We start from the raw sequence: 21,260 nt of genomic DNA on the forward strand, positions 1-21,260 counted from the left end.
GACTCCACTCGATGTGACAGAGGGGTTATTTCTTCTTACTCGAAAAACTCTCCACATAAGCTCCCATCTTGGCCCGTATCTCTGGTTTCCACCAAAGTTCATTCGCTTCAGCCAAAGAATTTTCCGCTTGCAAATCCAGTTTGTCTAAAAGATGCTTTCTAATCTTTGCTTTAGTATTTACTAAAATTTGCTGGTCCGCTTTCATATAGTGTTGCATCTGTTTTTCAGCTCGTTCCAAAACATTTTCCAAAGGGACCAATTCATCCACCAAGCCAGCGTCCAAAGCTTCTTTTCCGGAAAGAAGTTTTCCCTCCATAATATATCTGCTTGCTAATCCATCACCCATCCAAAAGGCGTAGACCTCTGTCAGGTTTTGACTGATTTGGATGTTCACGGCAACTTCATTTAATCCAATCACATATTTATCACCTTCCGCCATATAGCGATTATCACTGGTTACCGCCAAAACACATCCGCCTGCTGGGGAATGCCCCGTAATTGCCGAAATAAAAGGCTTTTTGAATTGTACCAATTCCAAATATAAGGCCCCGAAAGACACAAAGAAATCCTTTATTTGTGGTCGGTCGTATTGAAACAATTCTATCAAATCGAGCCCCGCAGAAAAGTAATGGGGTTGCCCCGTCAGAATAACTCCTTTTACTTCGGGATTCGCTTCCAATTTGCCAAATATATCCCTTAGGTCTTGCACCATCTCAAAATTGATGGCATTGACCTTGCCACGGTTCATTTGAACAATGGCATATTCCTCTTTGTAAGTAACTTCTAATGTGTTCATATGCTATAAGGAAGTACCTCCGTCTAAGGTAAGTGTTTGTCCGGTTATAAATTTTGAATTATCGGAAGCTAACCAACATACGCCTTCCGCAATCTCATTTGCTTCGCCGAATCTTCTCATTGGAATATGTCTCTTTAAGATATCCCCCATATCATCTCTCGTTGAAAGCAATTGGTCTAAAAGTGCTGAATGAGTATATCCCGGACAAACGGCATTGATTCGAATATTTTTATGTCCGTATTCCAGCGCTGCAGATTTTGTCATTCCCACTACGGCAAATTTACTAGCGCTATAGGACAGGTTATTCCCTGATGCCTTCAATCCTGCCAAAGAGGCTATGTTTACAATATTTCCATGCCCTTGCTTCATCATTTGTTGCAAGGCAACTTGCATACAATAGAAAACGCCGGTTTGATTTACGGCAATTACATTATGCCAATCTTCGTGTGTGTGCTCTGCTGTTTTCTTTTGATTTGCTCCACCAATTCCCGCATTATTTACGATTACATCAAGTCTTTCATGTACTTTGACAGTTTCAGCGATTAAACTTTCGACCTCTTCAAACTTTGTGACATTGGTTTTAATGGCCGATGCCGAACCGCCCGCTGCTTTGATTTCTTCGGCTACTTTTTGGGCGTTTTCTAAATTGATGTCCGATGTAACTACTGTTGCTCCGTGCGTTCCAAAAAGCTTAGCTGAGGCTGCACCAATTCCGCTGCCCGCTCCTGTTATGATGACTACTTTTTCTTTTAGGTTCATTGACTATAGTATTTTATATTATCCGTAGTGTTCCTGGATTCTCGACTCCGCTCGAAGTGACAGTATTGTAACAGCATACTTCTTACCTTCTACCTCGTACCTTTACCCGCAATGTATCAGTCTTGAATCTTCTAAGGCTTGTGCTCTTAAATCTAATGGGTACCCTTCTGCTTGTACCATCCCTAGAAAATCAGCAATGGTATTGTATTTAACCATTATGATTTTATCCCACAGGGTTTCATCCTCGGGGCCGATAAGCATGGTTTGGGGTTTTCCAAAATACAGTACCTCAGCGTTTGTTCTTTCGAAAAAGGGAGTCCCGGCTATCATATAGTTTTTATATGTTTCCGCTCCGGTCAATCCCGTTTCGGGAACATGTGCCTTAAACTTCAATAAATTCAACATCATCACGGGCGTGTCTTTTGGCAATTGAGTAAAGGCCTTTAATTGTTCGCTATTAATTCCTACGTACGTTTTCATTTCCATACACTACATTAAATTATCAATCTTGTTTTTCTGAATCGCCATCCATGCCGTGTTACAACATAGTTCGGCGGCTTTATTCAAGTAAGCGAATTTTGGGTCGCTGGTATGACCGTGTTTGTATCGGTAATAAATCTGCTGGGCAATCACGGCGATTTTGAACAATCCGTAGGCGTAATAAAAAACCAAGTTGTCAATATTGCGCCCACTTTTAAGGGCGTATTGCTGAACCACGTCCGTTCGAGAAGGATTTCCCGGCATAACAGTTGGCGATGGCAAACCTTGCTTCATAAAATCTGGATCTGCTGCAACCGTCCAATAGCCTAAAGATGTTCCCAAATCCATTAGAGGGTCACCTAGGGTACACATTTCCCAATCTAGTATGGCTGCAATTTCCTTCCATGTAGCATCTTTGAAAACGACATTGTCATACTTGAAATCATTGTGGATTAGCGTATGGTCATATTGCTTCGGTTGATGTTCTTGCATCCAAGCCATTACTTTTTCAGCGGCAGGCACATCATCTGTTGCTGCAGCTAAATATTGCTTGCCCCAGTTGGTCACCTGTCGTTCGACATAGCCTTCTGGGCGACCTAAATCTTCTAATCCCGCAGCTTTGTAATCAATATTGTGAAAGGCAACAAAAGTATCCAACCATGTATTTGAAATGGTTTTGAACTCTTCAGGAGTCACCTGTCTTTTGTGCGCTTCCTTTGCGGTCAAAATTTCTCCCTCAACTTTGCTCATGATGTAAAAAGGCGCTCCAATAATATCTTTGTCCTCAGTATAGGCAAAAGCCTTAGGTGTTTTATCAAAAACGGAATTCAAGTTATGAATTACCTTATACTCCCTACCCATGTCATGGCCTCTCTTCGGAGCAGCGAATGGAGGGCGGCGTAAAACGTATTCCTTGTCTTCTATATTTAATAGATAGGTAAGGTTTGAAAATCCATTCGAGAATTGACCGACGGATAATTCACTACCTACATCTTTAATCAGATTATTTTCAAGAAGGAATTTCTTGAGGTTGCCCTCATTGAGTTCTTCGCCTTCTCGTACTGGTTTTGTGTTCATTTTTTTAATTCAGACTTGCTGTCAGTTCGAGCGGAGTCGAGAACGAGTTTCTTGATGGAATGCATCTCGACTCCGCTCAATGTGACAGTTTACTTTTATATATAGCTACCTATCCTTTTGAGTATCTTTTAATCACATTCTTCCCCAACTGACTCATATGAACCTCATCAGGGCCATCGGCCAACCTGAGCATTCTTCCTGCGGCGAAAAAGTGCGCTAATGGGGTATCGCTGCTTACGCCTCTTCCTCCCATGATTTGCATCGCTCTGTCTACTACTCTTAAAGTCATGTTCGGAGTCACAATTTTTATCATCGCTATCAAATCTTTGGCTTCTTTGTTACCCATTCTGTCCATCTTGTCTGCGGCGGATAACACCAACAAACGGGTTTGCTCTATCTCGCAAGCAGATTTTGCCACATCTTGACGAATGCTACTGTAGGTATCTAAACTTCTTCCAAAAGGGGTTCGTTGGGTGGTGCGCTCGGACATCAATTCCAAGGAACGTTGTGCCATCCCAATAAGGCGCATACAGTGATGAATTCTACCCGGACCTAATCGCCCTTGGGCAATGGCGAATCCTTGGCCTTCACCTACCAATAGATTTTCTTTGGGAACTCGTACATTATCCAAAATGATTTCGGCATGCCCTTCCGGGGAATCATTATAACCGAAAACGGTTAAGGGTCTTACGATTTCCAATCCCGGAGTATTCATAGGAACCAAAATCATGCTTTGTTGTACATGTCGAGGCGCATCGAAATCCGTTTTTCCCATGACGATGGCTATCTTGCAATTCGGGTCCATCGCACCTGATGACCACCATTTTCTTCCATTGATGACATACTCATCTCCATCCAATTTTATTGAAGTCTCGATATTCGTAGCATCCGAAGAGGCTACATCAGGTTCTGTCATTAAAAAGGCAGAACGTATCTCTCCCTTCATCAAAGGCGTTAACCACTTTTCTTGTTGCTCGGGTGTACCGTATTTTGCCAGCACTTCCATATTTCCCGTATCGGGAGCACTGCAGTTAAAGATTTCCGAAGACCATAAAATACGGCCCATGATTTCTGCGAGAGGGGCATACTCCAGATTCGTCAAACCCGGACTCAAATCACCATAGGCTTTCGGAAGAAAGAGATTCCATAATCCTGCTTCTTTTGCTTTTGCTTTCAAGTCTTCCAATCCAGGCCATCTTTTCCAAGCATTGGCTGGATCTCCGTGGAATGCTTCCACCTCCTCCTCTCGCGGACTCACATGTTCTGCAATAAATTGCTTTAGCTTTTCTTGAAGGGCTAGTGATTTTTCTGTGTATTGGAAGTTCATATTGTTTGTTGTTCGTTGCTGGTTCATTATTTTCAGTCCTCCCCTTTTTTCAAGGGGAGGTGCCGAAGGCCGAGGGGTTAGCTTAGGAACACGAAATAGTGAACCAACTAGATTACTTCACCAGGACCCCTCCGCCCTGCGGGCACCTCCCCTTTGCAGGGGAGGACCTTTGTACTTACCCCGATATCAAATACCCGCCATCAGCGGCATATACTCCCCCAGTCATATAAGAACCTGCATCGGAAGCTAGAAGCATTACTACTCCGGCCATTTCATCGGGGTCTGCCATTCTACTTAGGGGCACCATTTGTTCATAGCCCGCAATCAACTTTTCATTGGACCATAAGGCTTCGCTGAACTTGGTTTTTATGAGTCCGGGGCAGACTACGTTGGAACGAATGCCATGACGCCCCCATTCCTTTGCTTGATTTTTGGTCAGCATAATCAAGGCCGATTTGGTCACACTATACAAGCCCAATCGAAATCCGGGATGTACGCCTTCAACAGAAGCGATATTGATGATGCTTCCCCCGCCTTGTGCTTTCATATGCGGATGTACCAAATTCGAAAGCAACCAGGGTGCCTTTACATTGACGTTCATAATCTTATCAAAGACTTCTTCATTTGATGTTTCCAAAGGACCGTAAAAAGGATTGATAGCCGCATTATTCACTAAAATATCGATTCTCCCATATTTCTCCATTGTCTTTGCCACAAGTGCTTCGCGCTGTTCGCTTTGCCCAATGTGACAAGCGATTCCTACGGCTTCTAAACCTGCCGAGTTGAATTCGGCGGCGACTGCATCCACGGCTTCCTGCTTTCGGCTGCTGATGACCACTTTGGCGCCGTTTTCTGCTAAGCCTTTTGCTATTGATAAGCCTATTCCTTTACTGGAACCGGTTACGATGGCTACTTTTCCGGTGAGGTCGAATTTTTGTTTGATGTTGCTCATATTTTTAGTTGATGGTGTTGTCTTCTATTATTAGGCTTGTATTTACTATTGCAATCTGTCAGTTCGAGCGGAGTCGAGAACGGGTTTCAAGAGGGAATGCATCTCTACTCCACTCGATGTAACAGTAGTGTTTAATACTTTGTACTCATTTTTTGTGTTCCTAGGTTCTCGACTCCGCTCGAAGTGACAGTATGCTAAATGCCTAATTGCCGATTACGCAAAAACCTTCTTATCCGTATTTAAGGTCAAAGCTTGCTTATCCATTAGAATTTCTGCTAGACCTGTTGTTTTGGGGAGTTCGTATTTGAAATAGAACTCCATGGTATGAATTTTACTTTCGTAGAAATCCGTGCTGTTTTCTGTGCTGCCGGTGACTAGGGCGTTTTGTGCTTCGCGGGCTATGTCCAACCACAACCAGGCCATGACGATATTGCTAAAGAATTCCATAAAGGGCGTGGCGTCTGCCAAGAAGCGTTGGTAATCCCCTTTCATGGCGAAGCCCATTAGGGATTGTAATACTTCTTGCGTCAAGGCGAGTTTTCCGCCTAACTTTTTGGCATAGGGAGCTAAAGATTCATGCGCCATCGCTGCTTTGATAGAACTCTGAATTTCCTCGGATAACAATTGCAAAGCCTTCCCATTGTCCATGGTTACTTTTCGGCCTAGTAAATCTTGGGATTGTATGCCTGTTGTGCCTTCGTAAATGGCAAAAATTCGGATGTCCCGTAAATATTGTTGTAAAATATAATCGGAGCAGAAACCGTATCCCCCTAATACCTGAACGCCATTGTCGACAGCTATTTTGCCCATTTCCGATGGATAGGTTTTTACTACGGGAGTCATGATTTCCAACAGCAATCGGTATTTCTCACGCTCATCGGCATCAGCACTGGCTATGGAAAGGTCATGGTATTTGGCTGTCAACAAAATCAGACTTAAAGAACCTTCGGATACCGCTTTTTGTAGCAGCAACATACGACGGACATCAGGGTGATTGATGATCAAGGTCTGTTCTTGATTCGCATCTTTCTTGCCCGAACTTTGCAATTGACGCCCTTGTGGTCTTTCATTGGCATAATTCAACGAAGCTTGATAAGCCGCCGTAGCAATAGCCGCTGCTCCCCTACCGACTCCGATACGCGCGCCGTTCATCATCAGGAACATATATTTCAACCCTTGATTGGCTTCTCCTACGAGCCAACCTTGGCAGTCTTCTTTGTCACCGAAAAATAAGTGTGTGGTGCAGTAGCCCTTCTGGCCCATCTTTTGAAAATCGGCTACCGTAGTGACATCATTGGACTCCAAACCACCATCTGTAGGTCTGTTTTTAGGAACCACAAATAAGGAGATGCCTTTCGTACCTGCAGGGGCACCTTTGATTCGGGCCAAGACCAAGTGTACAATGTTCTCGGCACCTTGATAATCGCCTCCGGAGATAAATATTTTTTGTCCGTGAATTTTGTAATGGTCTCCATCGGGAGTGGCCGACGTCACAATATCGGATAAGGAACTACCCGCCTGCGGTTCAGTCAAACACATGGTACCGCCCCATTGCCCCGTCAACATATTCGGCACATAGGTATCGTTCAATGCTTCGTTGGCAAAATGTGTAATCAGTTCTGCCGCACCTACCGTTAAACCGATATAGCCCGGCATATGGTTATTGGCCGCATCTTGTATAAATGCAGAGGAATGGGCTACCATAGCGGGCAACTGCATACCGCCATTTTCATAGGGAAAAGACCCAGCAATAAGCCCCATTTCGCCACCGGCCTTCATATATTTCGTCACTTGCGGATGCACCACAATCTCCCCATCTTTAAAATGGGCCGGCTTTTCATCCATCTCTTTGAAGTAGGGAAACAATTCTTTATCGGAAAAGTCTTTTACCGAATTCAATAATAGATCTACCGATTCTCTATCATAGTCTGCATAGCGCTCTTGATCCAATACGTCTTGTAGGCCTTGAACCTTGTATAACAAGAATTTAAGCGTTTCGATATCTACATACTGATTTGCCATAGTTTTGATTTTTTAAGGAGCTTCAAGGTACTAGAAATTTTACCCAAATTCATTAAACTGGTTTAATAAAGCTGTTGAAAAGTATGATTATAACTTCTGATATAAAAAGTAGGCTTTTACATCGGTTTTGTCAATATTTGGGGGTATATGGATGTATATTACATCTTAATAAAAAAGTTGTAGGTAATTTAACACAAACTACTTAATTCAAAAATATAGTTTCTTCAAATGAATGATAAAGACCAGGTAAAGAAACTAGAAAAACAAGTCAGAAAACTATCTGGACAATTAAAAAAATTACGGAGACGGAATCGGGTAAATAAAAATATAAAAACTAGAGTAACCGGCTTTTTTAAAACCGTTATTGTTGGGCCTAGTTTGGAAAAAAGCATTCTGAAAATGAATTTGGCTTTGAATTAGTGAAAATCAAAGATAGAGTGAGTATGACCAAAAAGAATAGACTTCCGTAAGGTTGGGAATTGAAATCATCCCCTAGCGAAGCTCACAAACAAGAAAAACACAAGCCGCCATAACAACAAACACATAATCCAATAAAATAAATGGGATGGAAATCATCAATAATACTGGTAAATACTGATATAGAAGTCAACGAAATTGAGCTATTGGAACGTTTGGGTTTTAATAAAATCAAAGCGACAGAGAAAGAATCTTTTGAAGTTGCGATTCATCCCAATGACAATCAGGTCTATATTGGTCGGTACAAGGGAAATTTAATCATCTGTACCCAAGAGCTACCCCTTACTTTTTTAGAAGAAACCATATCGAAAGGAGAAAAAGAGCTAGCAAGTTATTTTCCAAACACTGAAATCTGCTCACTTGTACTGCATAGCGTAGTTAATTTATGGGGTTACGCCATTTCAAAAAATGGACATAAAATGAGAGTAAGAGCCGGCAGCTCAGAAGATGGAACTTTTGCCGAATACGGTGAACCTTTAGAAGAAGAACTTGAACTGCTATCAAAATCAAAGATTGATGAAAATGGAAACAGAGTCTATCAACTAGACGATTTTCCTAATGAAGTTTTTGAAGAAGACCAAGTCGGTGAAAATTTTGTTTTTAACATCTCAAAAAGATATTTCGGAGAAAGACTTGATGCTGCTGATGACTTATTGTTTGAGACAGAATTAAATGGGTATTCCGTTAATACCTCATCATTAAGTAGGCGAGAAAATACGAATCAAGAAAGGAAACCTAATAAATGGGTTATCTATTTACTGATAGCCGCTGCCATTATTATTTTTAGAATACTTAGAAAAACTTTTTTTAGTGATTGATAATCAAATCTCCACCACTGGTACTCGTCTTCCTTTAGATAGGGCATCTGCAAGTAAATATTTTAGAAAATGAAGCTAATTCCATCCAGAAAAATAGAATTGTATACTTCTCTTCCCATAGAAGAAGTAGAAAAAATAATAGTGGAAAATGTTCAGGAAGCGAAAGGAATGGACTTTAGGTTAAGCAAACCAAAAAATCAAAAACTGTTTGAAGGCAATTACGCTAGAAATCAATTTGAAATTCAAAGGGTCATAAATTATAGAAACTCATTTTTACCCCAAATCAAGGGTAACATTTTACCTGCGACTAGTGGCTCCAAAATTATCGCAGAACTTAAAATGCATGACTTCGTGCTAGTTTTTATGCTGATATGGTTGGGTGGAGCTGCTTTGGCCTCTATTGGCACAATTTACAGTATACTTACCAATGGCATACAAAGTTTTTTTTCAGCTATACCATTGGTCATGCTAACTTTCGGTGCGGCTATGGTGTATTTCGCATTTAAATACGAAGCTGATAAAGCTGTAGACGAATTAAAACGAATCTTTAAAGCCAGACTAAGGGATAACCTTCGCTAGCCCTTGCTAGTGCTCGTCTGCGACGAGCAAACAACCTTTTTAGGCAATCATGTGCACAGATTTTGTTATATTCCATTGAAAATCAATCATCTGTATTTTACAGCCCAAGCATGAAAATTGAACAACCTATGAAGCAATTAACAACACTCTTATTCCTAACTTGTCTCAGCTTTTCAGTTTTAGAGGCTCAAGAAGCCAAAGAAAATGTGAGTCCCATAAGTTTCGATAAGTCCGTATTATCAGGCGTAGGCCTAGAAAAAATAGACCTAAAAGACGAACCCGAAAAAGACTTTTACCAAAAAAGATTGTATTGGGGCAAAGAGTTAGGCGTTTTCGTCGTCGGTACCGAAACTTGGACGAATACCATAACCAATTACCCTTTTGACGAGTTTATTTATATGTACAATGGAGAGGCCCTTGTAAAACCAATGGTAGGAAATTCTCAAATTTTCTATTCAGGGGAGTATTTTTTTGCTCCCAAAGGATTTCAAGGGGAATGGGAAGTAAAAGGAAATAATCAGATACATTACGAATTATCGGTCATAACCACCGTTCGGGCAGATTCATCAAAAGTAATCAAGAATTCAAGTCATAAACGGTTTAAAAAATCGATATTGTCTGGTAATTCTATCCATTTAAACCAAGATGGGTTTTATGAGGAAGTGTTGGAAAAAGGCGCAGAACTGACCATAAAATTGATAGGGGAAAAATTAGGCGAACGCCCAATTCGCACTACCGAAAAAGAGCAAATGATTCACATTCTAGCGGGCCAAGTTAACATCACCAATGTCGGAGCTGAGCAGTTTACCTACTATGCCGGTGATTTTTTCCTCATACCCCGAGGTCTTAGCGGAACATGGAAAAACGACGGCCACAATCTGGTAAAATATCTTTCCGTTGAACAAACTTCGGCTAATGCTACGCTGTAGCAGAAAATAAAAAATAGCTATGCTAGTTGCACCCACCATAACCGCCTTCTTGCCTACAGCTAAACCGAAGGAGTCCAAACAATTTTATTGGCACACCCTCGGATTGAAATTGCGGTCCGAAGATCCGTATGCCTTTGAATTTGAAGGAAATGGGCTAGTCTTGCGAATTACCATTGTCAATGAATTTACACCTCAGCCGTTCACCGTTTTGGGTTTTCGAATAGATAAAATAGAATCTCAAGTAAAAACATTACAGGAAAAAGGAGTCGAATTCGAAAAGTATGGTGGTTTACAGCAAGATGATTTAGGTATTTGGACATCACCCAGCAAAGCCAAAATTGCCTGGTTTAAAGACCCAGATGGAAATTTAATTTCATTGACGGAATACGAAAATGAATAATATTTGTTGGTACTCGTCCCGACCACAGGTCAAGACAGTGCGGTCTTGGGTTTAGTAGTGGTTAAGCACGATAGAAATATTTAGTATCTTAGGGCAACAACCTAAAACCTAGGGATATGGCTACAACTACACCCGAACACGACCAGCGTATTGCCGAAATGAAATTCTTTTCGGTTTATCCGCATTATGTAAACAGAATCGAGAAAAATGGCCGAACGGTAGCCGAATTGCACGAAGTGATTGAATGGCTCACCGGCTTTGATGAAAAGCAACTACAGGCCTTAATCGATGAAAAAGTTACCTTTAAAACCTTCTTCGAAAGAGCAACATTGAATCCGAATGCGGAACTTATCAAAGGAGTCATCTGCGGGTATCGTATCGAGGACATCGAAACACCATTGACAAAACAGTGCCGCTATATGGACAAGCTAATCGATGAATTGGCTAAGGGAAGAAAAATGGAGAAGATATTAAGAGGTTAGATGCTCGGTGTCGGATGCTCGATGTTAGAGACAAGATCGCTGCGCTGTTGGACTTTTGGATTGTTAGATTGTTGGATTGTTGGATTGTTGGATTGTTGGAAAATTATGATAAGACTCTTATTGCTATTCTTTTTGATTTCTATCCTATCCTGTGGTGATACGTCCGAATCAAAAAAGAAACCGGTTACCGAAGAACAGACTGAAAACCTAATTGGGGTTTTAGACACCATCTGGCAGAAGGAACAGACACCACTGCGATTGCGGGATTCTTTGATGCAGATTTATGGTACGGAATCTAAAGAAGCAGAAGTGTATCAAAAGGAGTATCGCAAAAACCACGCGGTCAACATCGTAAAAATCAAGGAAATTCTAAATCGTTCCGGTTGGCCAGAACTTACACTAATAGGCGAACAGGGCAATTTAACCATTTGCAATGTGCTGCAACATACGGATTTAGCAACGCGGGAACAGTACCTTCCTATGATGAAAAAGGCAGTTTTAGATAAAAAATTAGCGCCCAGATTGTTAGTCCGTGCAGAAGATAGAATTGCCACCGACAAAGGGGAACTACAGATATATGGCGGGCAAATGAAGTATTATCCAGAAACCAAAAGCTTCAATCTATGGCCTGTTTATGATCCTGCAAATATCGATGAAAGAAGAGCGAAAATCGGACTTGAACCTATTGCGGTATTTCTAAAACGTCGCTTTGATTTTGAATGGAATCTTGAAGAACAAATGGAGAGAACAAGAGCTTTTGAAGCGAATAGGTTAGCTAGCCAAAATCAGTGATACAAGAGGTTTAGAAAGTGGTTCGAAGTAAATTTAAATTCTGGTTTGTTTTCTGGTTCGTGTTTATGATAATCGCGTTGTCTGGAATTTTTTGGTTGCTTGCCAATTCAATTCACCATTTTATTTATATCGATAGGAACACTACTACCTTACTTCTTGGCTTATTTTTTCTATTCATCTTCTTCATAGGAATCCTAGTTCTAAAGGAATTTAAATACATCGTCATACATACGAAAGAGCGTCAATTGAAGTGGTATTCTATACTTGACCCCTTTGGAAAAAAAATCTATCTAAATGAATATTTAGGTATTATGAAAAATTCCGAATACACGGCCTACGAAGAAATCATCTCCATATATTTTATTGATAAAACTTGGACTACGTCGGGTAAAATAAATGGCCAATACTATTCTAATTTTGATGAAATAGTGACTGGTATCAATCTCAAAGAAGTACCGAACAAAAACTATGGATTTATCAATTATGTAAAACTCTTGTGCTTGGGCCGAGTTAAAATAAAGAAGTAGTTCGGTGCTTTATCTACGTTTGATTCCTTCCCAAACGCTTACGAATCTTGGATAGGCCAACGGGGGTGAGTCCCAAATAGGAGGCTATTAGGTACTGAGGTACACGTTGAAATAAATCAGGTCTTTTTTCCAGCAATCTTAAATAACGTTCTTCATTGCTTTTGCTACTCAAGCGTTCTACGCGCGTAAAGATTTTCATAAAGGCTTCTTGCATCGAAAGTCGTCCAAAGCGTTCCAATTGATGTGATTTGGTAAACGAATCCTCCGCATCAGATTTCTTTATAGCATATACCATAGTGGCTTCAGAAGCTTTTAAATAATAATTGGAGGATGTGCCTTTTACATAGGCCGGTAAATCAGTAAAAAAGACATCATCTGTGTAGAATTCAAGCACTTTTTGTTCACCATCTTCTAATTTGTAATAATAAATACAGCCTTTGGCGACATAGTAGAAATGGTCAACAAGCTGACCCGGTGAAACCAAAGCTTCTCCTTTTTTCAATTCGATTTTTCGATACACCTGTAACCAATAATCCAAATGCTCTTCGTCAACTTTGTTGTACGAGAGGATTTTGTTTTTGAGATTTTGAAGAAAATCTACTTTATCGACTACATTCATTGGGTTTCACATCGTTTTCAAGGCGACTTTAAAGATAGCTTTTTTTGGGCATTTTAAAGGTTTGCCTTTATTCGAATAGTAATTCAATCATTTCATTTCTTCTCAACTCTCTAAGAATTGGCCGAATACTCTCGCCACTACCATTTACAAAATAAACGATGTACGATTGTGAATCAGGAAAGTAACGCATCACAGATCGTCGACCGTCATAACCACCATCATGACCATATGCTATGCCATAATCCGTATCCATTTGAAACCAACAAAGCCCAATACCTTGTATTTTGTTCACTTTATTCTCCTCCCCATAGTTGAATTTATCAGGATGTAAAAAAGGAATTTCATCAAGGGTTGTTATTTCGTTTTTGGTTTCCTCGGAAACCAAGCTATTTCCATTCCAAAAAGTTTTTACAAAACGATGCAACTCCGCTACAGTAGAAACAGCCCCACCGGCCATAGAATGTGCTGCGAACGACCTTTGCGTAATATCTATGAAGTTACCCTTGCCGTTTTCGTCGAAATACCCACGTGTTAGGTCATCGGGAATGGTTCCGTCCTCATTGAAAAAACTATTGCTCATACCCAATGGGTCAAAAATTTTAGAAGTATAAAGTGCTGTCCCTGTTTGCCCTGTTAGTTGTTTTGCTATCATTCCTAAAAGCAAGAAATTCGAATTGGAGTAGTCTACTTTGGTACCCGGGGCAAAAACGGCAGGCTCTTTATATACCAATTCAAGTTCTTGCTTATCTGTCCAAACTCGAGTAGGGTCGTCGTAATATTTTAAGGAGTAGGCGATATCCAAATAGTCTGGAATACCGCTTGTATGCGTTAGTAAATTTTTAACGGTCACTTCTTTATAGTTGGCGATTTTATTAATCAAAGAATCAGGCAAGAATTTCGTGATTGCATCATCAAAGCGCAACCGACCCTCTTCATATAGCTGAAAAATAAGTGTTGCGGTAAAAACTTTTGTCGAACTGCCGAGCTTATGTTTGTTGCATGAATTGAGGGTAATATTGTTGGGTATGTCCGCTAGCCCAGCCGCACCCGACCAAATTCCGTCAGGAGTTTCAATAAGCATTGAAATTCCCGGAAGGCCTTCTTGTACTTTTTCTTCTAAAAAATTGGTAAAACGCAAACTATCAGGATGGGTGTTTTGAACGCCTATGGCACAATCGAAGGCGCTTTTAGGAAAAACAGGGTCGTCTTTAACACAGCCCGAAATTAAAAGCGCTAAAGCTGCCATATATAATTTGTGATTCATACTATTTTTAATTGAATGTATATTTTAGTCCTATTCCCAACATCGTATTTGGTGTAAAGGGCAATCGACCTTTGGGTTTATACGGCGCCAAACTAAACGCCTCATATCGCACAAATACTTCTAGCGGAACGCCAAGTAAGGCATACAAATTCAAACCAGTTCCGATACCTAACGAAGGCATAAAATGCGGTGTGCCCCAATTCCTTTTTTCTTGGTATTGCCCATTCTCAATTTGGTACGTTGGCTGTGTCAAAAAAGAATGGGCATAGCCCACACCTAGAATGGCGTGTAGGTTAAATAGATTATTAAATCGAAGTTCAAATTTGGGTTTCCAAGCTAAAAATGCAACCTGATTGAAATTGGCATGATAATAATAACCTCCTTGAAAAATATGCGTGAACTGATAAACTCCTGCCCTATTCTTTGAAGTTTCATAAGACAAAGTACCACCCCAATGTGTTTGAATGGCGTCAGTAGCTTCAAATGGCGTGGTTACCTTTTCATTAAATAGCGAAAGACTTATAGACTCCACCCATTGCTCATTCGTCTCCTGAGCCTGAATTGATGACATACAAAGGACCGTTAGTATCAGTAATAAAAAATTTGATTGAAGCTTCATCCTATTATTCCCAGTTATGTTGTTTTAAAACTTCATGAATTTTCCCTATGCTAATATCATCCTCATCAATTAATTCTGCTCCTATATTGGTCATAAAGAATGCCGCAATGTTCTTATTTTGGTTTATAGAAGTATATGTCATAACTCCAGGGTCAGAGCCGCTATGATATGGTGTTCCTCTTTCGGTCATTTCCCAAAAAATACCACTCCCTATTTCTCCAAATTCTTTTCGCTCAAACATTTCTTTATAGGAACTTTTGGAAAGAAGTGTTCCTTTTTGATATAAACCTTTCAGCATTTCTATCAAGTACTTTGCAAAATCGGTTGTATTGGTTATCAGACCACCGTCGGCTTTGGTTATCAACGAATAATCTGGTACACGCAGCCCCTTTTTGAAATATTTTGAAGCAAATTTATCAGCACCTTCTTCAGACAACTCCCATGTTGATTCATTCATTTGAAGGGGTTCAAAAATATATTTCTTGGTATATGCCTCATAAGGCATTCCAACCGCACTTTCGATTACAAAAGCTGCTAATGCCGCACCAATATTGCTATATCGATATGCTTTACCAGGCGCTTCTTTTGTGAAGTTTTTCTTTGAAAACCATTCTCCATTAACCCTTAAAGTCTTTTCCAAAAACTCAGCATTATCTAATTTTTCATTTTGTTGCAATAAGGAAATGTACTTTCTTACTCTTTTCGGTAGATGCGAATAATCTGCATTTGGTTCGTCAAGTAAATAACACTTATCATAAGTTCTTTCATCGTCTATACCAGACGTGTGGTTCGCTAAATGCCTAAGGGTAATCGGAGTTTTCTGAAACAGAGGATGAACCACTTTAAACGGCAAATAGGTATTGATATCAGTATCCAAATCAACGGCTCCCTGATCAATGGCTTTCATCAGAGCTACCGCAATAAAGGTCTTTGAAATCGAAGCAATATTTTGAGTAGTATGTGCGGTATATTTCTTTTTAGTTTCCAAATCTGCAAAGCCCATAGCTTGTTGATACATTACTTCTTTATCATTAACTACCACCACTGCGAAACCAGGCAAGGCAGAGCTTTCGAATATTGCCCGAATTTTGGAATTTAATTCTTCAAGGGTATGTGTGCCTGAGTTAGGCTCTTGCTGCGCGAAACCGGAATAACTTAGTAGCACGAAGGTTCCTATAATAAATAGATTTCTCATTTTTTGAATTAATTTTCTACAAAGCACCATAATACTTCGCACCTAGGCGCTCCTTTGGATGCAATGGGCCTTATTTCAGTTAATTCTGTTAGAGAGTTTTCTTGTATTCTGAGGGAGATAAACCTGTTTCTCGCTTGAAGATGCGGTTGAAACTGGTCTTTGATTTAAAGCCACATTCATAAGCGATACCCAAAAGGGTAAGGTTTTCATATTCAGTAGCACCAAGCTTATTCTTAACGGCCTCGACCCTGTAGGTATTAATAAGGTCATAAAAGGTAGTTTTCATTTCTTGATTTAAAAATCCGGAAAGTTTCTTATCGGTTGTATCGACCATTTTCGCCAATTTACCCAAAGTAAGATCTTCATCTAAATAGGGTTTGTCAATTCGAAGTATATTTTCTAATCGTGTTTCTAAGACTTTTTTGTCCGCTGGGGTTAAACTCGAAGGGACATTTGTTTTTTCCTTGCTACTATTCGCCAAAGGTTCTTTTTTAATTAAAAAATCTGGCAAGAGCACTTTGGTTTGATTTATCCCGTAGTAACCTAAGTATGCAATCCAAATGATAACCGAAATAAGGGTAATATTTGCTGTTTGCCATTGCAATTCAGTTACAAAAATTTCATATAAATCGATGAACAATTCGATACATGAAATTATTATGGCGCCTATTAACATTTTTTTTACCCAACGGAAATTACTCTCATCTATTGAAGAATAATTCAATTGCATCGCATTTCTGTATTTATGAAATAATTTTAACGATATTAAAAGGTAAAATAAAAGGTATAGCATCAATGCAGCAACAACATAGTCGCTATTTTCATTTAAATATTCAAAATAAGAGAAAGGATACTCTTCTTTGAAAATATAAATAAGCATGGGGATGGTTAAAAAGATAGTATGGAGCACTAGCGGTATAAAATGCAACCAATTTTTTTTGAGCAAGCTCTTGTTGTCTTCAAAGAGTGATTTGATATATAGATAAATTAGAGGCCCCAATAAGACTTCTATACAGAAACTAAGCAGAAACGTAAGAACGAATAAAATAGCAATGTTGTGATTTTCTGCATAAGAGTTCAACAGAAAACAGCATAAGGTGGTAAAGAAAATTACCAATAGCTTTTGCGGTAGGGCTTTTTGTTCTGATTTTATCAATAGAAATAAAATCAATAGGGTGGCGAAAATTCCCCCGATTAAAACAAAATCAATTAATAAGTCCATTACCTACCTTTAAGCTCAAAAATAAGATTCTTTTTAATAGACACTTAAAAAAGGTTGTTGTTACGATACTAAGCAAAAACAGTATATAACCTATTCAGGAAATTGCAGAATTTACTTCACTACCAATAATCGATTAATCAAATCAAAGACTTCGGTTTACGAGAGGATTTTGCTCTTGAGGTTTGTAGAAAATCCACTTTTTCGGTTGTGTTCATAACGGAGCCAAACAGTCCCTAAATATAAGGATTTACAAAAAGCGGAAAAGACTTCTCCTAAAAAAACAGTACCTTAAGAGGAATACAGAAGTACTAAAATACTTCGTACAACACCAATGACCGAACCAACTGCAAATTTAACTGTCAAGTATCGCGGCTATACCCTCTTTATCCTCACCGTGGTATATGTCTTTAATTTTATCGACCGGCAGATTTTGGTCATTCTTCAGGAATCCATTAAACAAGAATTGGGCCTATCGGATACCCAGCTCGGTCTGATGTCCGGATTCACTTTTGCCATTTTCTATGTTTCCTTCGGAATTCCTATTGCACGCTTGGCGGATAAAGGCAATCGGAGAAATATTATTGCCATCTCCTTGGCCGTTTGGAGTGCTTTTACAGCACTCTCCGGAAGTGCTCAAAACTTTATACAATTGCTCCTTGCCCGAATCGGGGTTGGTATTGGCGAAGCTGGGGGAAGTCCTCCAGCACATTCCATTATCTCAGATTTGTATCCTGCTAAAAAAAGGGCAACGGCCTTGGCCATTTATTCCACGGGAATCTCCATTGGTATCTTACTCGGGTTTCTACTGGGAGGATGGATAAATCAATATTTCGGTTGGCGAACTGCTTTTCTCGTGGTTGGTATTCCAGGGATTCTATTCGCATTGATTCTTCGTTTCACGGTCAAAGAACCTCCCCGCGGACTTTCGGAAAAAGAAAAAGACCTTGCCGAACAACAACATTCCATGAAGGACGTATTTCGATTGCTTCGGAATAAAAAATCTTTTCGTTATATCGCCGTAGGAGCTGGACTAGCGGCATATGTCAGCTATACAATAAGTTCATGGCTACCACCCTTTATGGCCAGGGTTCATGGAATGAGCAGTGGGGAAATCGGAACTTGGCTCTCCCTTATTTTCGGAATAGGAACAGGAGTTGGCTATTTTATGGGAGGATACTTGACCGACCGTCTTTCAAAAAAAGATATGCGTTGGTATTTGTGGCTTCCGGCCATGGCGCTTCTTTTTGCGATTCCCTTGGCTCTAGTGGCATTTTTCGCAACTGCGGCGAATACCACACTGTTTGCTATCATAATCCCAGCCTTCCTGAATTCATTGTATTTGGCACCTTGTATCGCACTTACGCATGGTATTGTGAACGTTCGAATGCGGGCTCTGGCCTCGGCAATACTATTTTTTGTGCTTAACATCATCGGTCTTGGATTCGGACCTTTCGTTGGTGGTATTATTAGTGATGCGCTGCAACCTACGATGGGTGTTGATGCTTTACGTTGGGCGCTGAGCAATTCGGTAATCGCCAGTATTCTTAGTGCTTTTTGTTTTTACATAGCGTCAAAAAGCATTCGAAAAGATTTGATTTGATAAATTATAGAAAACCGAAGTGTTAGAATATTTTTAGAACCGGTTTTTCAGAACCGTGCTTTTTCGAAAATTCCTTTAGTTCTTGCTCTGTGTATTCAGCACCGCTTTTAGGTTTGATGGCCCGTAACTTGGATACCTCATCCTTATTTAGAAAGGTGGGTATATCGGAAAACGCATTCGTCACATAAGCCATGACATCGGCAATATCCTTATCAGAAATCGTTTCGTTTCGTATCAGACCTGGCATGGCCAAATTGAATTCGTATTCTTGTCCATTCACTGAAACAGGACCTTGCAGTCCGTGAAGAATGATGAGTCCCAATCGTTGCGCATCGGCCACATGTTCCGAATTCATTAGTGGTGGTGCCAGTCCATCAATACCTTCGCCGTTTGCACCATGACAGGCGGCACAAATTTGTAAATACATTTTGCCTCCTACAGTCCTATTATCTTCCTCGAGGAACTTTCGCGAAAAAATAGGGTTAACAACTTCCTGCTCTTTATTTTTAATGGTATTTTCCAACCGGTCAATAATTTTTTCATCCTCCCATACCAGTAAAAAATTAAGTCCTCTCAAGAGTTCTTCTCCGCCATCAGCGAAACTACTTAACATGGCTTCTTGAACTATTGGATTCTCTTTGTATTTCTTAAGAATAAAAATAGCTTGATGAAAGAAAAATTTCCCTTCATAGGGCATCCATTTACCTAATGTGCTACTTATATATAAATCCAATTTTACTTCATCGCGTTTGAATATTTCTTTAAAAAGCGATAGAGCCTTGCTCCAATTCTCTTTCGTGGCAAATTGCTCTAACAAGACAATAGCATGAGCCGCAGCATCAGACGAACTTGATTTTGCCACCTTAGCCAAAAAATCAAAGTCTAAAGTATCCCATCCTTCTAAAACATTAAGCGCATGAATTTGAGCAAGTTCATTTTCCGAATTCAAGGCCAAATCTTTCAATTCAGATAGCACTTCTTTTTTCTCTTTAAAAATCAGATAATGCTGTGCGCGACTACGTATCCATCCATTTTTATGTTTTAGGAACTCTATCAGTTCGGTACCACTCAACCCATCAAAATTGGGGATTTTTTCAACAATGGAACCTGATTGCTTTACTTTTAGAATGCGACCAAAATTGGTCAAGGTATCCAAACGGTTCTCTTCGGTCTTCTTTTTAAAATACGGACTCAAATAGGCATGATGGCCAATAATGCCGCGATGCATATCTACGATATACATACTCCCATCCGGACCGTTTTTTAGCGTTACTGGACGGAAGCCTTCATCCGTAGAAGCCAAAAATTCCTTGCCTTCCCAAGCTTGTTTTGCGATTGTGGAATCTCCTGTAAAGGTCAAAATATTGCGTTTGATTAGGTTTCCTTCGGGAATACTTACAAACACATTCTGGTCATATCCCTCAGGAAAAACTCCACCTCGATATACCATTAGACCTGCCGCTGCTGTGGTATTCACCAAAACACTATCGGCAGTGAGTACTCCGGGAGCATACCCTCTATTCACGGCAGTAGCATGTAAAGGATATACACGTTGGTCATCCGTGAGCTTTCGATTTACGCCTGCTTTGGGTGTAAAATGCTTATTGCGAATCAAACGATTGGGCAATACATGATCGCCCAATAGTTGTTGCGAATTATTATTGTAATACAATCTTCCAAAGTTGTCATGCGAGATACCCCATTGTCCCCGAAAAGTTGTGGGTTCTTTTTTCCAAACCCCGTTTTTACGTTGGTACCTGAAATTTGACTTTGCGTTATAAATCCAGTTGTCAATGTTTAATAGGAGTCCGTTTGGTTGATGTTCAGGATTTCCATCCGCTGCATAAATGGAATCCACAACAATGCGATTCACAGGCTTATCATTTTCAATATCCACAAAGTACAGAAAAGGCGGTTCTGCATATAAAAGTCCCCCGTATACATGTGCTAAAGCTCTTGGCATCACTAGGCTATCCAAAAATATTTTGGCCCGGTCGACCACTCCGTCGTTATCCAAATCCTCGAGGATTTTAATACTTCCGACAGGTTTATCCTCATCCGAACCTTGCATGTCGTTCATATATCCCGGCATCTGAGCGACCCAAATTCTTCCTTTGGCATCAAAATCCATTGCTACAGGTGCCTCGAGTAAAGGTTCTGAAGCGATTAGTTCTAATTCAAATCCATCTTCGATTTGATATCCATCCAAGGAAATAACCGGTTCCTCAAAAGAGGTCTGGCAAGAAAACAAAATGCAAAAAAGAAGTACGGAAATAATAAATCGCATAGGAATCCGGAGTGCAAGCTTTTTTGTAAAGATAAGG

The 21,260-nt window shown here is 40.1% G+C and carries 21 protein-coding genes; 8 read left to right on the top strand and 13 right to left on the bottom strand.

Features of this window, described 5'->3' with window-relative positions; all coding sequences use genetic code 11:
• Window positions 1-25: 25 nt before the first annotated feature.
• From FEE95_RS00255 to FEE95_RS00285, 7 genes are all read right to left on the bottom strand, one after another.
• Window positions 26-796: an enoyl-CoA hydratase/isomerase family protein gene (locus FEE95_RS00255; RefSeq protein ID WP_138655831.1), complete on the bottom strand. Its 771-nt coding sequence runs from the start codon at window positions 794-796 to the stop codon at window positions 26-28.
• Between the two features lie 3 nt (window positions 797-799).
• Window positions 800-1,555, bottom strand: a complete 756-nt coding sequence (locus FEE95_RS00260) for an SDR family NAD(P)-dependent oxidoreductase (RefSeq protein ID WP_138655832.1) — start codon at window positions 1,553-1,555, stop codon at window positions 800-802.
• A 102-nt stretch (window positions 1,556-1,657) separates the two neighbouring features.
• Window positions 1,658-2,035, bottom strand: a complete 378-nt coding sequence (locus tag FEE95_RS00265; RefSeq protein WP_138655833.1) for a DUF1330 domain-containing protein — start codon at window positions 2,033-2,035, stop codon at window positions 1,658-1,660.
• Between the two features lie 9 nt (window positions 2,036-2,044).
• The gene (locus tag FEE95_RS00270; RefSeq protein ID WP_138655834.1) at window positions 2,045-3,112 is read right to left on the bottom strand and encodes a phosphotransferase family protein; all 1,068 of its coding nucleotides are present in this window, start codon (window positions 3,110-3,112) and stop codon (window positions 2,045-2,047) included.
• Between the two features lie 109 nt (window positions 3,113-3,221).
• Window positions 3,222-4,439, bottom strand: coding sequence for an acyl-CoA dehydrogenase family protein (locus FEE95_RS00275; RefSeq protein WP_138655835.1), 1,218 nt, complete (start codon window positions 4,437-4,439; stop codon window positions 3,222-3,224).
• Between the two features lie 175 nt (window positions 4,440-4,614).
• Entirely contained in the window at window positions 4,615-5,391 is a 777-nt protein-coding gene (locus FEE95_RS00280) for a glucose 1-dehydrogenase (protein ID WP_138655836.1), read from the bottom strand.
• 213 nt (window positions 5,392-5,604) lie between these two features.
• A complete protein-coding gene (locus FEE95_RS00285) occupies window positions 5,605-7,413 on the bottom strand; it encodes an acyl-CoA dehydrogenase (protein WP_138655837.1) in 1,809 nt (602 codons plus the stop codon).
• Between the two features lie 560 nt (window positions 7,414-7,973).
• On the opposite strand from FEE95_RS00285, the gene FEE95_RS00290 reads away from it, so the two are divergent.
• The 7 genes from FEE95_RS00290 to FEE95_RS00320 all read left to right on the top strand — a co-directional run bounded on the left by FEE95_RS00290 (window position 7,974) and on the right by FEE95_RS00320 (window position 12,417).
• Window positions 7,974-8,708, top strand: coding sequence for a DUF6928 family protein (locus FEE95_RS00290; protein ID WP_138655838.1), 735 nt, complete (start codon window positions 7,974-7,976; stop codon window positions 8,706-8,708).
• Window positions 8,709-8,777: 69 nt separating this feature from the next.
• Complete coding sequence (locus tag FEE95_RS00295) at window positions 8,778-9,287, top strand: hypothetical protein (protein ID WP_138655839.1); 510 nt, start codon at window positions 8,778-8,780, stop codon at window positions 9,285-9,287.
• Window positions 9,288-9,415: 128 nt separating this feature from the next.
• Window positions 9,416-10,216, top strand: a complete 801-nt coding sequence (locus FEE95_RS00300; RefSeq protein ID WP_171036946.1) for a cupin domain-containing protein — start codon at window positions 9,416-9,418, stop codon at window positions 10,214-10,216.
• 19 nt (window positions 10,217-10,235) lie between these two features.
• Window positions 10,236-10,616, top strand: coding sequence for a VOC family protein (locus FEE95_RS00305; protein ID WP_138655841.1), 381 nt, complete (start codon window positions 10,236-10,238; stop codon window positions 10,614-10,616).
• A gap of 116 nt (window positions 10,617-10,732) precedes the next feature.
• Complete coding sequence (locus FEE95_RS00310) at window positions 10,733-11,098, top strand: DUF2200 domain-containing protein (protein ID WP_138655842.1); 366 nt, start codon at window positions 10,733-10,735, stop codon at window positions 11,096-11,098.
• Between the two features lie 105 nt (window positions 11,099-11,203).
• Window positions 11,204-11,890 carry a DUF6624 domain-containing protein gene (locus FEE95_RS00315; protein ID WP_238474475.1) on the top strand — a complete coding sequence of 229 codons (687 nt, stop codon included), beginning with the start codon at window positions 11,204-11,206 and terminating at the stop codon, window positions 11,888-11,890.
• Between the two features lie 311 nt (window positions 11,891-12,201).
• The gene (locus tag FEE95_RS00320; RefSeq protein ID WP_138655843.1) at window positions 12,202-12,417 is read left to right on the top strand and encodes a hypothetical protein; all 216 of its coding nucleotides are present in this window, start codon (window positions 12,202-12,204) and stop codon (window positions 12,415-12,417) included.
• A gap of 13 nt (window positions 12,418-12,430) precedes the next feature.
• On the opposite strand, the gene FEE95_RS00325 is transcribed toward FEE95_RS00320, so the two are convergent.
• The 5 genes from FEE95_RS00325 to FEE95_RS00345 form a co-directional block, all read right to left on the bottom strand.
• Window positions 12,431-13,036 (bottom strand): Crp/Fnr family transcriptional regulator, encoded by a 606-nt coding sequence (locus tag FEE95_RS00325; protein WP_138655844.1) that lies wholly within the window; start codon window positions 13,034-13,036, stop codon window positions 12,431-12,433.
• Between the two features lie 67 nt (window positions 13,037-13,103).
• The gene (locus FEE95_RS00330) at window positions 13,104-14,300 is read right to left on the bottom strand and encodes a serine hydrolase domain-containing protein (RefSeq protein WP_138655845.1); all 1,197 of its coding nucleotides are present in this window, start codon (window positions 14,298-14,300) and stop codon (window positions 13,104-13,106) included.
• A gap of 7 nt (window positions 14,301-14,307) precedes the next feature.
• Window positions 14,308-14,871 (bottom strand): hypothetical protein, encoded by a 564-nt coding sequence (locus FEE95_RS00335; RefSeq protein ID WP_138655846.1) that lies wholly within the window; start codon window positions 14,869-14,871, stop codon window positions 14,308-14,310.
• Window positions 14,872-14,923: 52 nt separating this feature from the next.
• Window positions 14,924-16,114: a serine hydrolase domain-containing protein gene (locus FEE95_RS00340; RefSeq protein ID WP_171036947.1), complete on the bottom strand. Its 1,191-nt coding sequence runs from the start codon at window positions 16,112-16,114 to the stop codon at window positions 14,924-14,926.
• Window positions 16,115-16,202: 88 nt separating this feature from the next.
• Window positions 16,203-17,336, bottom strand: coding sequence for a helix-turn-helix domain-containing protein (locus FEE95_RS00345; RefSeq protein WP_138655848.1), 1,134 nt, complete (start codon window positions 17,334-17,336; stop codon window positions 16,203-16,205).
• A gap of 331 nt (window positions 17,337-17,667) precedes the next feature.
• Between FEE95_RS00345 and FEE95_RS00350 the strand changes: the two genes are divergently transcribed.
• Complete coding sequence (locus FEE95_RS00350; RefSeq protein WP_138655849.1) at window positions 17,668-18,936, top strand: spinster family MFS transporter; 1,269 nt, start codon at window positions 17,668-17,670, stop codon at window positions 18,934-18,936.
• 22 nt (window positions 18,937-18,958) lie between these two features.
• On the opposite strand, the gene FEE95_RS00355 is transcribed toward FEE95_RS00350, so the two are convergent.
• Window positions 18,959-21,223, bottom strand: coding sequence for a DUF7133 domain-containing protein (locus tag FEE95_RS00355; protein ID WP_138655850.1), 2,265 nt, complete (start codon window positions 21,221-21,223; stop codon window positions 18,959-18,961).
• Window positions 21,224-21,260 lie beyond the last annotated feature (37 nt).

Origin of the sequence: Maribacter algarum (ex Zhang et al. 2020), assembly GCF_005885635.1 — a bacterium.
In the GTDB taxonomy this organism is placed as follows: domain Bacteria; phylum Bacteroidota; class Bacteroidia; order Flavobacteriales; family Flavobacteriaceae; genus Maribacter_C; species Maribacter_C algarum.